Source organism: Kitasatospora sp. MY 5-36 (assembly GCF_001182915.1).
Taxonomy (GTDB): Bacteria; Actinomycetota; Actinomycetes; order Streptomycetales; family Streptomycetaceae; genus Kitasatospora.
The window spans coordinates 1-13,167 of the sequence record NZ_LFVW01000317.1 but is presented as its reverse complement, the minus strand read 5'-3'; the positions used below and the strand labels follow the sequence as shown (position 1 = coordinate 13,167).

General features: G+C 74.8%; 10 protein-coding genes and 1 pseudogene. 5 read left to right on the top strand and 6 right to left on the bottom strand.

Annotation, left to right across the window (positions count from 1 at the left end; translation table 11 throughout):
- Positions 1-623 (bottom strand): annotated as a pseudogene (locus AE652_RS21025) (diaminopimelate decarboxylase); the annotation flags it as partial.
- Positions 624-805: 182 nt separating this feature from the next.
- Between AE652_RS21025 and AE652_RS21020 the strand changes: the two are divergent.
- Positions 806-1,474 carry a GntR family transcriptional regulator gene (locus tag AE652_RS21020; protein WP_049653804.1) on the top strand — a complete coding sequence of 223 codons (669 nt, stop codon included), beginning with the start codon at positions 806-808 and terminating at the stop codon, positions 1,472-1,474.
- 105 nt (positions 1,475-1,579) lie between these two features.
- Positions 1,580-2,830: an MFS transporter gene (locus AE652_RS21015; protein ID WP_049653802.1), complete on the top strand. Its 1,251-nt coding sequence runs from the start codon at positions 1,580-1,582 to the stop codon at positions 2,828-2,830.
- Positions 2,831-2,883: 53 nt separating this feature from the next.
- Here AE652_RS21015 and AE652_RS21010 read toward each other — a convergent pair whose 3' ends face one another.
- Positions 2,884-4,950 carry an MDR family MFS transporter gene (locus tag AE652_RS21010; protein ID WP_049653800.1) on the bottom strand — a complete coding sequence of 689 codons (2,067 nt, stop codon included), beginning with the start codon at positions 4,948-4,950 and terminating at the stop codon, positions 2,884-2,886.
- 275 nt (positions 4,951-5,225) lie between these two features.
- Here AE652_RS21010 and AE652_RS21005 point away from each other — a divergent pair, with 275 nt between their 5' ends.
- A complete protein-coding gene (locus tag AE652_RS21005) occupies positions 5,226-6,701 on the top strand; it encodes an MFS transporter (RefSeq protein ID WP_053112161.1) in 1,476 nt (491 codons plus the stop codon).
- A 93-nt stretch (positions 6,702-6,794) separates the two neighbouring features.
- Here AE652_RS21005 and AE652_RS21000 read toward each other — a convergent pair whose 3' ends face one another.
- Positions 6,795-7,655, bottom strand: coding sequence for an ABC transporter permease subunit (locus tag AE652_RS21000; RefSeq protein WP_049653798.1), 861 nt, complete (start codon positions 7,653-7,655; stop codon positions 6,795-6,797).
- Complete coding sequence (locus AE652_RS20995) at positions 7,652-8,563, bottom strand: ABC transporter ATP-binding protein (RefSeq protein WP_049653797.1); 912 nt, start codon at positions 8,561-8,563, stop codon at positions 7,652-7,654. The genes AE652_RS21000 and AE652_RS20995 overlap by 4 nt, the downstream gene beginning before the upstream one ends.
- Positions 8,564-8,697: 134 nt before the next feature.
- Between AE652_RS20995 and AE652_RS20990 the strand changes: the two genes are divergently transcribed.
- Both AE652_RS20990 and AE652_RS20985 read left to right on the top strand, forming a co-directional pair.
- Positions 8,698-9,975, top strand: coding sequence for a sensor histidine kinase (locus tag AE652_RS20990; RefSeq protein ID WP_053112160.1), 1,278 nt, complete (start codon positions 8,698-8,700; stop codon positions 9,973-9,975).
- A complete protein-coding gene (locus AE652_RS20985; protein ID WP_049653795.1) occupies positions 9,972-10,634 on the top strand; it encodes a response regulator transcription factor in 663 nt (220 codons plus the stop codon). Before AE652_RS20990 ends, AE652_RS20985 begins: the two co-directional genes overlap by 4 nt.
- A gap of 122 nt (positions 10,635-10,756) precedes the next feature.
- On the opposite strand, the gene AE652_RS49270 is transcribed toward AE652_RS20985, so the two are convergent.
- Together AE652_RS49270 and AE652_RS45190 are read right to left on the bottom strand one after the other, a co-directional pair.
- Complete coding sequence (locus tag AE652_RS49270; RefSeq protein ID WP_053112158.1) at positions 10,757-11,857, bottom strand: hypothetical protein; 1,101 nt, start codon at positions 11,855-11,857, stop codon at positions 10,757-10,759.
- Positions 11,858-12,215: 358 nt separating this feature from the next.
- Complete coding sequence (locus tag AE652_RS45190; protein WP_049653793.1) at positions 12,216-12,917, bottom strand: hypothetical protein; 702 nt, start codon at positions 12,915-12,917, stop codon at positions 12,216-12,218.
- Between the last annotated feature and the right edge of the window lie 250 nt (positions 12,918-13,167).

Genomic DNA, 13,167 nt, shown 5'->3' with positions numbered 1-13,167 from the left:
CCCCGGGCGCGGCGCACCGCGGCCGCGGCGGCGCCGTCGGCCAGGCCGAAGCCGAACTTGGAGTCGTGGCCGCCGGTCTGGATGGCCTGGTGGGCGCCGGCCGCGACCCCGGGCGCCACCCGCAGCTGGACCCGGGCCGGGGGCAGGCCCTCCTCGCGGTGCAGCCGCTCGATCCGGTCCAGCTCGTCGAAGCTGTCCACCACGATGTGGCGCAGGCCGACGGTCAGCGCGGTGCGCAGCTCGGCCTCGTCCTTGTTGTTGCCGTGCAGCACGATCCGGTCCGGGTCGACCCCGGCGTACAGCGCGGTGCGCAGCTCGCCGCCGGAGGCGACGTCCAGCAGCAGGCCCTCCTCGGTGGCGAGGCGGGCCATCGCGGTGCACAGGAAGGCCTTGGAGGCGTAGGCGACGTTGCCCCGGCCGAAGGCGGCCACCGCCTCCCGGCAGCGCCGGCGCAGGTGCTCCTCGTCGTAGACGAACAGCGGCGTGCCGTACCGGCGGGCCGCCTCGTCCAGGAGCACGCCGCCGACGGCCAGGCCCTCGGGGCGGAACTCGGCGGTGAGCGGCAGCAGGCCCGGGTCGACGGGCGGCAGGGCCGGGTCGAGGGGCGGCAGGGCTGGGGACACAGGGGACAAGGCTTCCTCCCGGCAGGCTGGTTGGCCCCGCCCATCCTCGGCCCTGCGGGAGGGGGTGAGAAAGCGCATTCTTCCGGCCCTGAGCAGTACCGAAACCGATGCTCCGGCCCGGGTCACGGCTCTGTCCCGACTGTTGCATCTAAGCTTGCATCTATGGTGCTACGGTGTGGTCCATGGCCGACACCCCGCCCCCCGCCCGCGTCCCGGCCGCGGACCGCGCGTACGACCTGACCAAGGACCTCATCCTCGGCGGCGGCCTCCCCGGCGGCACGCTGATCAGCGAGGGCGAGATCGCCGAGCGCGCCTCGCTCAGCCGCACCCCGGTCCGGGAGGCCTTCCTGCGGCTGCAGGCCGAGGGCCTGCTCCAGCTCTTCCCCAAGCGCGGAGCCGTCGTGGTGCCGGTCGGCCCCGGCGAGGCCGAGGACGTGCTGGAACTGCGCGAGGCGCTGGAGAGCACCGCCGTCCGCCGGATCACCCGCCGCCCCGACGGCCTCGACGCGCTCGTCCGGCAGCTGTCCGAGCTGATCGACCAGCAGCGCGAACCCGCCCGCCGGGCCGACCTCGGCGCCTTCGCCGACGCCGACGAGGCCTTCCACCGGGGCATCGTGACGGCCTCCGGCAACGAGCTCGCCGAACGGTTCTACGGTACGCTGCGCGACCGCCAGCGCCGGATGGCCGTCCAGCTGCTCCAGGTGCAGCCGGAGGGGCAGCGGCAGCGGCTGGCCTCGCTGGTCGAGGAGCACACCGTGCTCGTCGAACGGATCGCCGCCCGCGACGCCGAGGGCTTCACCGCCGCCCTGCACGCCCACCTGGACGCCCACCGCGCCGTCACCGACCGCTGACCTTCCCCCATCGCGCGCCGACGCGTTCGCGCACCGACGAGCGTTTCGCGCGCACAGCCCCGACGGACCGCCGGGACCTCCCATCCGACAAGGAGCAGCACCACCATGAGCACCACCCGGCCACCGTCCGCCGGTCCCGTCGCACCCTCCGGCCGGGGGCGGCCGTGGCTGCTCGCCGCCCTGGCCATGTTCTGCTGCGGGTGGGGCGGCAACCAGTTCACCCCGCTGCTGCTGATGTACCGCCACCTCGGCGGCTACTCGGAGGTCACCGTGGACGCCTTCCTGGGGGCGTACGTCCTCGGGCTGGTCCCCGGACTGCTGGTCGGCGGCGCCGCCTCGGACCGCTACGGGCGCCGCCCGCTGATGATCGGCGCGGTGGCCGCCTCGCTCGCCGCCAGCGGGGTGCTGTGCGGCGGTGTGACCGGTGAACTCCCCATCTACGCCGGGCGGTTCCTCACCGGCATAGCCGTCGGCATCGCGATGGCCGTCGGCACCAGCTGGGTCAAGGAGCTCTCCCAGGCCCCGCACGACCCGACCGCCGACCAGGGGGCCGGCGCCCGCCGCGCCTCCCTCGCCCTGACCCTCGGCTTCGGCCTCGGCGCCGGGGTGGCCGGTGTGCTCGCCCAGTGGGGCCCCTGGCCGATGGTCACCCCGTACCTCGCCCACCTGCTGGTCACCCTGCCCGCGCTGTTCCTGCTCCCGAAGGCCGTCGAGACCCGGGCGCGGGCGACCGCCGCCGTCCGCGGCCTCTGGGCCGACCTCAAGGTCCCGGCTGCCGGGCACCGGCGCTTCGTCCGGGTGGTCCTGCCGATGGCCCCCTGGGTGTTCGGCTCGGCCGGCGTCGCGTACGCGGTGACCCCGCAGCTGGTCGGCGACCGGCTCGGCCACTGGTCGCTGGCCTACGCGACCCTGCTGACCGTCCTCACCCTCGGCACCGGCGCCCTCGTCCAGCCCTTCGCCAAGCGCCTGGACTCGCTCTCCTCGGCGCGCGGCGTCATCGTCTCCATGGTGCTGATGGCCTGCGGCATGGCCGTCTGCGCCGCCGACGCGGCGCTCCGCTCCCCGCTGCTCGGCCTGGCCGGCGCGGTCCTCCTCGGCGCCGCCTACGGCATCGGGGTGGTCTCCGGCCTGCTGGAGATCCAGCGCATCGTCACCCCCGACGACCTGGCCGGCATCACCGGCGTCTACTACGCGCTCTGCTACTCCGGCTTCCTGCTCCCCGCGGTGCTCGCGGCGCTCTCCTCGCTGGCCTCCTACACCGTGATGCTCAGCGTGGTGACGGCCCTCGCCCTCGCCAGCCTCGCCGTGATCACCCTCTCCTCCCGCCGCACGGCCCCCGCCGAGGCCTCCCGCTGACCCCACCACCGCCGCCGCCCCCGCCCATCCCCGGGCGGGGCGGCGGCCTGCTGTCAGACCTTGGCGTCGTCCTTGGGGCGGGCGTGGGCGGGGAGGCCGTTGGCGAGGTCCTCGACCAGGAGGCGCCAGGCGATGGTGTCGGCGGCGGCCCTGAGCTGGGGGCTGCGGGGGCGGCCGGCGTCGGCGTCGAGGCGGGCGTTGAGCCAGTCGGACCAGGCGCCCGCGAGGGTGCGGACCTCGTGGGTGCCGGCCTCGGTGGGGGAGAGGCGGTCGCCGTCGCGGCGGAGGTAGCCCTCGGCGGCCATCCGGTCGAAGACCGGTTCCAGGACCTCGGGCGGTACCCGTTTGCGGGCGGCGATGAGGTCGAGCGAGGCGTGGCCGACGGCCTTCTTGTGGCCGGCCACCTCCATCAGCGCCCAGGCCCCGGCGAGGTCCACCCGGGTGTCGGCGCCGGAGACGATGGTGCGGACGGTGTCGAGGTCGACCCCGCGGACGATCTTGCAGACCGAGTACTCCAGGTGCGGGTCGGAGTCGGCGGTGGTCGGCTGGGCGAAGCCCTCGCCCATGTCGGTGGAGCCCGCTCTGGCGGTGTCGCGCAGCTGTACCTGTTTGAGGAAGAGCGCCACCACGAAGCCGACCACGGCCACCGGGATGGTCCACAGGTACACGGTGTGCAGGGCGTCGGAGTAGGCCTGGACGATCGGGGCGGCCTGGTCGGCCGGCAGGCGGTGCAGGCCCTGCGGGCTCTCCGCCGCGTGGGCGAGCACGGCCGGGTCGGCGCCGGTGAGCCGGGCGGCGGTGCCGATCCCGTGGGCGAGTTCGGTCTTCAGGCTGTTGGCGTAGATGGTGCCGAACACGGCGGTGCCGAAGGAGCTGCCGATGGTGCGGAAGAAGGTCACCCCGGAGGTGGCGGTGCCGAGGTCGGCGTAGTCGACGGTGTTCTGCACGGCGATGGTGAGGACCTGCATGCTCAGCCCGATGCCGGCGCCGAGCACGAACATGTAGAGCGAGGCCAGCGCGGTGCCGGTGCCGGGTTCCAGCCGGGAGAGCAGGTAGAGGCCGACGGCCATCACCGCGGTGCCGACGATCGGGAACAGCCGGTACTTCCCGGTCTTGCTGACGGCGTTGCCGCTGCCGACCGAGGCGATCAGCAGACCGATCACCATCGGCAGCGTCCGGACGCCGGAGACGGTCGCCGAGTCGCCGTCCACGTACTGGAGGAAGGTCGGCAGGAAGGTCAGCGCGCCGAGCATGGCGAAGCCGACGATGAAGCTGAGCACCGAGCAGACCGTGAACACCGGGTTGCGGAACAGCCGCATCGGCAGCATGGGTTCGACGGCCCGGGTCTCCACCCAGCAGAACAGGCCGAGCGCCAGCGCGCCGCCGACGAACAGGCCGATGATCACCCCGGAGCCCCAGGGGTACTCGTTGCCGCCCCAACTGGTCGCCAGGATCAGCGCGCCGGCGCCGACCGCGACCAGCACGATGCCCAGGTAGTCGACGACCGGGCGGGTCGCCGAGCGGACCGAGGGGATGGTCCGGGCGGCCGCGGCGACCACCACGACCGCGATCGGCACGTTGACGTAGAACGCCCAGCGCCAGGACAGGTGGTCGGTGAACAGCCCGCCCAGCAGCGGCCCGATCACCGTGGCCACGCCGAACACCGCGCCGATCGCGCCCTGGTACTTGCCGCGCTCGCGCAGCGGGATGACGTCCGCGATCAGCGCCATGGCGGTGACCATCAGGCCGCCCGCGCCGAGGCCCTGGACGGCCCGCCAGGCGATCAGCAGGGTCATGTTGGTGGACAGCCCGCACAGGAACGAGCCGCCGACGAAGACGATCGCCGAGATCTGGAACAGCAGCTTGCGCCCGTACAGGTCGCCGAACTTGCCGGCCAGGACGGTGGCCACCGTCTCGGCCAGCAGATAGGACGTCACCACCCAGGACATGTGCGCGGCCCCGCCGAGGTCCGAGACGATGGTGGGCAGGGCGGTGCCGACGATGGTCTGGTCGAGGGCGGCCAGCAGCATGCCGAGCACGATGGTGGCGAAGACGACGTTCCGCTGCCGGACGTCCAGCACCGGAGGGGCGGAGGGCGGGGTCTCGGTGGCGACGGTCATGCCGTCAGCCTCCGGGGTGCGGGCGGTGGCCGCGATCCGGTTCGGCCGTCCGGGTGAGGCCGGGTGACGAGGGCCCGGGCGGCCTTCCCGGCCGAGGCCCGGTCGAGGCCCGGTCGGTGACCCGGTGGCGGTCCCGGTGGCGGCCCCGGACGGCCCGGGCGACGATGAGCCGGACGAAGCCGAGCGAATTCGAACGAATCTGATTCGAAGCCGGTCGAAGCCGACCGACGTTCGTCCGGGTGCCACGACGCCCCGGCCCCCGGGAAGGGGCTCCCATGAACGCCGACCCCCCGCGCAGCACCGCGCACCCGGCGCAGCCCGGCGCCACCGCCGTGGGCGGCCGGGCCGCCGCCCGTCGCTGGCGGGCGCTCGCGGTCTGCCTGGTCGCCGGCTTCATGACCCTGCTGGACGTCAGCATCGTCAACGTCGCGCTGCCGACCGTACGGGCCGGGCTGCACATGTCCGACAGCGGCCTGCAGTGGGTGCTCAGCGGCTACGCGCTGGCCTTCGGCCTGGTGCTGGTGCCCTCCGGGCGGCTCGGCGACGCGCGCAGCCGGCGGGCCGTCTTCCTCGCCGGGCTCGCCCTGTTCACCGTGGCCAGCGCGCTCGCCGGGGCGGCGCAGAGCCAGGAGTGGCTGGTGCTGGCCCGGCTGTTCCAGGGCGCGGCCGGCGGGGTGCTGGTGCCGCAGGTGTCCGGCTTCATCCAGGTGCTGTTCCAGGGCCCCGAGCGCGGCCGGGCCTTCGGCGCGCTGGGCGCGACGATCGGGCTGTCCACCGCCGTCGGGCCGCTGCTCGGCGGGCTGCTGATCCACGTGGTCGGCCCGCAGGACGGCTGGCGCTGGGTGTTCCTGGTCAACCTGCCGATCGGCGTGGCCGCGCTGCCCGTCGCCTACCGGCTGCTCCCCGCGCCCCCGCCCGCCGGCGACCGGGCCGGGCACCGGGACTTCGACCCGGTCGGCGTGCTGCTGCTCGGCGCCGGGACGGTCTCGCTGCTGCTGCCGTTCGTCCAGGCGCAGCAGTGGCACGGCCCGACCCGCTGGCTGCTGCTGCCGCTGGCGGCGGTGCTGCTCGCCGCCTTCGTCGGCTGGGAGCTGCACTACGGGCGGCGGCGCGAACCGCTGGTGAGCATGGCGCTGTTCGCGGTGCGGCCGTACGCGGCGGGGGTGCTGCTGTCGCTGGTGTACTTCGCCGGGTTCACCGCGATCTTCTTCATCTTCACGCTCTACCTCCAGGCGGGCCTGCACTACTCGGCGCTGACGGCGGGCCTGGCGATCACGCCGTTCGCGGTCGGCTCGGGGGTGTCCGCGGCGGTGGGCGGGCGCCTGGTGAGCCGGCTGGGGCGGCGGCTGGTGGTGGCCGGACTGGTGCTGGTGCTGGCCGGGCTGCTGGCCTCGGCGCTCGCGGTGCAGCTGTGGTCGGGGCCCCGGGTGGGCTGGACGACGGCGCTGCCGCTGCTGGTCGCCGGGGTGGGCAGCGGACTGGTGATCGCCCCGAACCAGACGCTGACCCTCCAGCAGGTGCCGGTGGCCCGGGCGGGCAGCGCGGGCGGGGTGCTGCAGACCGCGCAGCGGGTCGGCTCGGCGGTGGGCATCGCCGTCGTCGGCTCGGTGTTCTTCGCCCACGCCGCGGGGCCCCGCCCGGACTGGTCGCTGGCGTTCCAGCTGGGCGTGACGGTCGCGGCCGGGCTGGTGCTGGCGGCGCTGCTGGTGGCGGTCGCCGACCTGGCCTCGGGCCGGGGCGGCCGGCCGTAGGAGCGCACCGGCGGGCCGTGGCGCGCCGGTCGGACGGCCCGGCGCGCGGATCGGCCGTCAGCGGTCCCGGCGGTGGTCCCGTCAGTGCTTCCGTCAGTGGTCCCGGCGGTGGACGGCGGCCGCCGCGACGGCGACCGAGGCCAGCGCCCACACCGCGTAGGTGGTCCAGGCCCCCGTGACGGTGGCCGGGTACTCGGACGGCCGCATGCCCACCATGGTGGTCCGGGCCAGGCGCTGCCAGGCGGACAGCGGCAGGGCGTGCAGCAGGTCGGCGCTCCACCGGTAGCGCTCGGTGACCAGCGAGGGGATGAAGAACAGCACCACGACGGTGCCCACCACGGCCCCCGCGCTGTGCCGGATCAGCGCGCCGAGGCCGAGTCCGACCAGGGCGCAGACCGGGCCGAACAGCACTGCCGCCGCGACGTACCGCAGCGCGGCCGGGTCCGTGACGGACTGCCCGATGCCGGTCCCGGACAGGACCGCCTGGCTGATGCCGAAGGAGGCGCCGACGGCGAGTACGCCGTAGCCGGACAGCACGGCGGCCAGCACGCAGGCCTTGGCGGCGAGCACCGCCCGGCGGTCGGGCACGGCGGCCAGGGTGGTGCGGATCAGCCCGGTCGCGTACTCGCCCGTGATGACGAGCGCGCCGAGGCCGCCCGCGACCAGCATCAGGATGTCGGCGGAGGCGGCGCCGAAGGCGTTGTTCAGCGCCACCTGCGCCATCATCACCGGGTCGTCCTCGCCCGGCGTGTAGTGGTCGCGGGTGTACAGCGCGGACTTGAGGCCGGCGGCGACGATCGCCAGGGCGCTGAGGCCGAGCACCCAGGGGACGGAGCGCAGCGACCAGAACTTGATCCACTCGGCGGCCAGCAGGTCGCCGAACCGGGCGCGCGGCTCGGCGGCGCGGGTGTCGGCGGGAGCGGTGTCCAGCGGGGTGTTCGAGGAGGTGTTCAACGGGGCTCTCCGGCGGGGTACTCGACGCTGTCGGCGGTCAGGTCCATGAACGCCTCCTCCAGGGAGGCGCCCCTGGGGGTCAGGGCGTGCAGCAACAGGCGGTGCTCCAGGGCGAGTTCGCCGATCCGGGTGGCGTCCACGCCGGTCACCGCGAGGGCGCCGTCCGGACCGGGCCGCACGGCGGCGCCGGCCGCCGTCAACACGGCCGCCAGCCGGTCGGGTTCGGCGGCCCGGACGGTGACGGTGCCCCGGCCGGCCCGGGCGGCGAATGCGGGCAGGCTCTCGTCCGCGATCAGTCGGCCGCGTCCGACCACCACCAGGTGGTCGGCGGTGTGCTCCATCTCGGCCATCATGTGGCTGGAGACGAAGACGGTGCGCCCCTCGGCGGCGAGCCGGCGGAACAGCCCGCGCACCCAGAGCACGCCCTCCGGGTCCAGTCCGTTGAGCGGTTCGTCGAAGAGCAGCACCGGCGGGTCGCCGAGCAGCGCGCCGGCGATGCCGAGCCGCTGCTTCATGCCCAGCGAGTAGCCGCCGATCCGGCGCCCGGCGGCCTTGCCGAGCCCGACCTCGGCCAGCACCTCGTCCACCCGCCGGAGCGGGATGCGGTTGCTCCGGGCCAGGGCCGACAGGTGGGCCCGGGCGCTGCGCCCGCCGTGCACGTCGCCCGCGTCCAGCAGGGCGCCGACGTGCCGCAGGCCGCGCGGCCGGTTCGCGAAGGGCACCCCGGCCACGGTGGCGCTCCCCCCGGTGGGGGTGTCGAGGCCCAGGATCATCCGCAGCGTGGTGGACTTGCCCGCCCCGTTGGGGCCGAGGAAGCCGGTCACGGTGCCGGGCCGGACGGTGAAGGTCAACTGGTCGACGGCCGTGGTGGCGCCGTACCGCTTGGTCAGTCGCTCGATCTCGATCACGGGGACAACGCTGCCGGTCGGGCCCCCGCCCGGGCATCGGGCCGCGGGCCACAACCGCGGGCGGCCGCACTGGCCCCGGGGATTACGCCCCCGGGCCAATGTGCCGCCGTCCGGGCCGCCGCTACCATCGCGTCATGATCACCGAACCCCATCCGCCGCTGCTCAGGCGCCTGCCCGCGGGCGTGTGGGTGGGTGCGCTGTGGACGGCCCTGGTCGTGTTCCGCTTCTTCACGCGCGAGAACGAGCTGCACCACCTGCTGAACTACCACGGCAATCCCGAGGACATGCCGATGGTGGTCACCGCGGTGGTCACCACCCTGGTCGCGACGCTGCTGGTCCGGCTGCCGCTGCTCGCCATCGTGGTGGCGCTCGGGGGCGGGATGTTCGCGCTCGGGATGTGGGGCGTCCCGGAGGCGGCGCCGCTCCAGTTCCTGATCGCCGACGCGGTGGTCGGCTACTGCGCGGCCACCCGCTCCCGCCGGGTCTCGCTCACCGCCCTGGCGCTGCCGCTCGCCACCCTCGCCGGGCTGCTGCTCTGGGGCGCCGTCAACGACTACCCCGTCAACCCGCTCGCCTACGGGGGCTTCGCCGCCACCGTGCTGATCGCCTGGCTGATCGGCAACACCGTGCACCAGGGCCGGGCCCACACCGAGGCGCTGCGCGGCCGGGCCTCCGAGCAGGCCATCACCGCCGAACGGCTGCGCATCGCCCGCGAGTTGCACGACATGGTGGCCCACAACATCGGCATCATCGCGATCCAGGCCGGCATGGGCAGCCGGGTCATGGACACCCAGCCCGCCGAGACCCGGGCCGCCCTGGAGGCGATCGAGGCCACCAGCCGGGAGACCCTGGCCGGGCTGCGCCGGATGCTCGGCGCGCTGCGGCAGGGCGAGGGGGAGCCGGCGCCGCTCGAAGTGATGCCCGGACTGGGCGAGTTGGACCGGCTGGTGGAGAAGGCGGCGGGCGCCGGGGTGCGGGTGGCGCTCACCCGCCGCGGCGAAGCCCGTCCCCTGCCGTCCGAGGTGGACCTCGCCGCCTACCGGATCGTCCAGGAGGCGGTCACCAACGTGGTCAAGCACTCCGGCACCCGGGACTGCCACGTCACCGTCGGGTACGGGCCGCGGGAACTCGACGTCACCGTCGTCGACCTGGGCGCGGGCGCGGCGACCGGCACCCCCGGTACCGGCTACGGGCTGGCCGGCATGCGCGAGCGGGTCGCCCTGCTGGACGGCGAGTTCGCGGCCGGCCCGCGCCCCGAGGGCGGCTTCCGGGTCGCCGCGCGGCTGCCGCTCCCCGAGGCCCCGGCCGTGCGGACCCCGGCCGTGCAGACCCCCGTCGAGCCCGGTGTCGGAACCGCCGTCGGGACCGCCGTCGGGACCGCCGTCGAGACCCCCGTGGAGGTGGGACCGTGATCCGTGTCGTCCTGGTCGACGACCAGCCGCTCATCCGCACCGGCCTGCGCGTGCTGATCGCCGACGCCCCCGACCTGGAGGTGGTCGGCGAGGCCGGCAACGGCGCCGAGGCCGTCGAACTGGTCGCCCGGCTGCGCCCCGACGTCGCCGTGATGGACATCCGGATGCCCGGCATGGACGGCATCGAGGCCACCCGCCGGATCACCGCCGACCCGGACCTGCCCACCCACGTCCTCGTCCTCACCACCTTCGACGACGACGACTACGTCTACGGCGCGCTGCGGGCCGGGGCGAGCGGCTTCCTGGTCAAGGACCTCGCCCTGGAGACCATCCTGGACGGCGTCCGGGTGGTCGCCGCCGGGGACGCCCTGCTGGCCCCCGGCATCACCCGCCGGCTGATCGGCGAGTTCGCCGCCCGCCCGGACGCCGACGCCGCGGCCAGGCCCCGCAGGCCGGTCGCCGAGGCCGTCACCGAGCGCGAGCGGGAGGTGCTCACCCTGGTCGGCCGGGGCCTGTCCAACGCCGAGATCGCCGCGGAGCTCACCATCAGCGTGGCCACCGCCAAGGCCCACGTCGCCCGGCTGTTCACCAAGCTCGACGCCCGCGACCGGGTCCACCTGGTCATCCAGGCCTACGAGTTCGGGCTGGTCAGCGCGTAGAAGCGTGTAAAGCGCGCAAGGCGCGTAAGGCGCGTAAGGCGCGAAAAGCATGCAGAGCGCGTCACGCGAGAGCGCCGGAGCGGGCCCGCACGGCCCACTCCGGCGCTCGCCTCACCCGGTCGTCAGTGGACGACCGCGTGCGAGATCTGGCAGCCGCTCACGCCGTTCGACCAGGTGCCCTGCATGGCGAACGAGCCCGTCGCGAACGCCACGTTCTGCGCGCCGCCCGTCCCGCCGACCCCGTTCCAGGAGCACTTGTCGGCGTTCTCGTACCCGGTCGAGTCGGTCCAGCCGCCCGCCGGGTTCTGGTCGGTGATGGTCTCCGAGTACTCGTGGCCGTACACGATGGTCACGCCGTCCAGGGTGCCCGCGCTGCCGCTGTTGACGTAGTTCTGGCCGCAGGAGCTGCCCATGTCGGTCACGTACGGGTCGTTGGTGAACGCCACGTCGCCGTACGGGGAGGAGGCCGCGCCGCCGCTCAGGGTGGTGTCGCCGTTCCAGTCGTGCCAGGCGCAGAAGCCCCCGTTCGGGGTGTTGAAGCCGTCCGGGTGGGTGCCGGTCGGCGACAGCACCACGTACTGCACGTTGCGGTTGGAGGCGGCGGTGGTGTTGCCGAAGTGCCCGGCCGCCTTGACGGCCTCGGCGGCCAGCTGGTTGCCGCTGGCCTGGCCCGGAGCGGCGGCGGACCCGTCGACCCAGACGCCGGCCAGCGCGCCGCCGGTCGGGTAGCCGACGTGCGTCGAGCCGGTCGGGCAGCTGGTCGCGCCCGCGGCGACGCCCTCGCAGTACTGGGTCATGACGCCGGACCAGGTCTCGCTGTTGGTGCCGAGGCCCTTGAACAGCTGCTGCGCCCGGACGGCCTCGCCCTTCGGGTCGCCGGTCAGGGTGGTGTAGCCGCTGGAGTTGGTGCCCTGGGTGCCCCACTGGGAGCCCCAGAAGACCAGGTAGACCTTCGGCGCGCCGGTGGTGACGCCGATGCCGTCGACGCCGCCGCCGTAGCTGAGGTTGTTGCCCGCGGCCTTCGCGGAGTTGCCGGCCTCCTTGGTCGGGTGCGCGCCGTGCCGGTAGGGGTGCGGCTGTCCGGCGAACTCGCCGGCCGGCCGGTTGTCCTGGGCGGCCTGGGCGGCCGGGGCGGCCGCGAAGCCGGCGGCGGCCAGCGCCAGGGCGCTGAGCCCGGTCAGGGCCCGCAGTCGCATCCGGCGGGAGGTGGGGGAGATGCCCATCGTGAGGGTTCCTCTCTGGTGCCGGCCGCGGCCGGGTACGGCGCGGCGGCACGGTGGGGGACGAAGGGGGAGGAGCACGACGACGGCGAGCCGGACCTGCCGGCGGCCCGTCAGGGACGACCAGCGGGGTGGGATGGGGGACCGGTTCACCGCCGACCGCCGGAAGCAAAGCACCGCCGCCGAAACCGCTTCAAGCACGCAAAGGGTAAGACCCGCCCCAAGGAACGCCCGGGCGGACGTAGCGAACGTCAAAAGACCGCAGCTGGACGTGGGTTGATGCGCGTAGCGCAGCCGAATGCCAACTGTTGAGAGGCGCTTCTACACCGTATGCGCCGTCAGGTCGTCGCCGAAGGTCGACTCAGGGGCCCTCGACCTCGCCGATCCGCATGATCCGGCCGTGCGAGTCCAGCACCACGTCGTAGGCGTTGCCGTGGCAGCCGTACGGGTCGGCCGGTTCGCGCTCGGCCAGGCAGTCGTCGATGTGGGCGATCAGCTCGTCGAGGCGGACGGTCCTGGCCGGTTCGTCGTGGGTGACGTCGACCAGGGTCGCCGCCACGCCCGCCCCCGCGAAGCCGTAGTGGACGGGGCTGCCGACAGGCTCGTAGCGGGCGGAGCCGCAGCTGAAGCGGGCGGACCGGGCGGTGAGTTCGGCCGGTCCGGCGGAGACGACGACGAGGAACTCGTGGCCGGGGCGGCCGGTGGGAACGGCGCACCCGGGCCCGGCGGAAGACTCCGTGGAGGGCTCGGCGGAGGGCTCGTCGGGAGATGCGGGCGCGTCCGGCGAGTCCGGCGGGGCGGGCACGTCGGGCGAAGCGGGCGAGTCGGGCGAGGCGGAGGAGAAGGCGGCGGACGGCTCGGCCGAGCCGGAGTAGTACTCCTCCTCCTCGTAGAAGAGGCCGTCGTCCTCGTCCAGCAGGTCGTCCGCGCCCTCGTCGGCCAGCGCGGCGGCGGAGGCGGCGGCCACGGTGGGGCCGGAGTCGGCGGGCGTGCAGCCGGTGAGGACGGCGGCGGCGCCGCAGGCCAGCAGGGCGGCGGCGAGGAGCATGCGGGGGGTGGCCATGACACAAGTCTCCCCGGGCGGCGGCGGTTGGCGGTACCCGCTTAACACGACCGGGGCCCGGCCCGTGGTTCCCGCCAGGGCCCCTCCCCCGCCGGATGTGCGGATCCGGCGGGGGAGGGGAGCCGATGAGCGGCCGTCAGGCGGCGGCAGGGGAGCAGGTGGCGGCCGTCAGGCGGCCACCGGCCGGCCCGCCTCGTACGCCTCGCGCACCCGGGCCTGCGCCCGCGCGCCCGCCGCCAGGTGGTCGAGG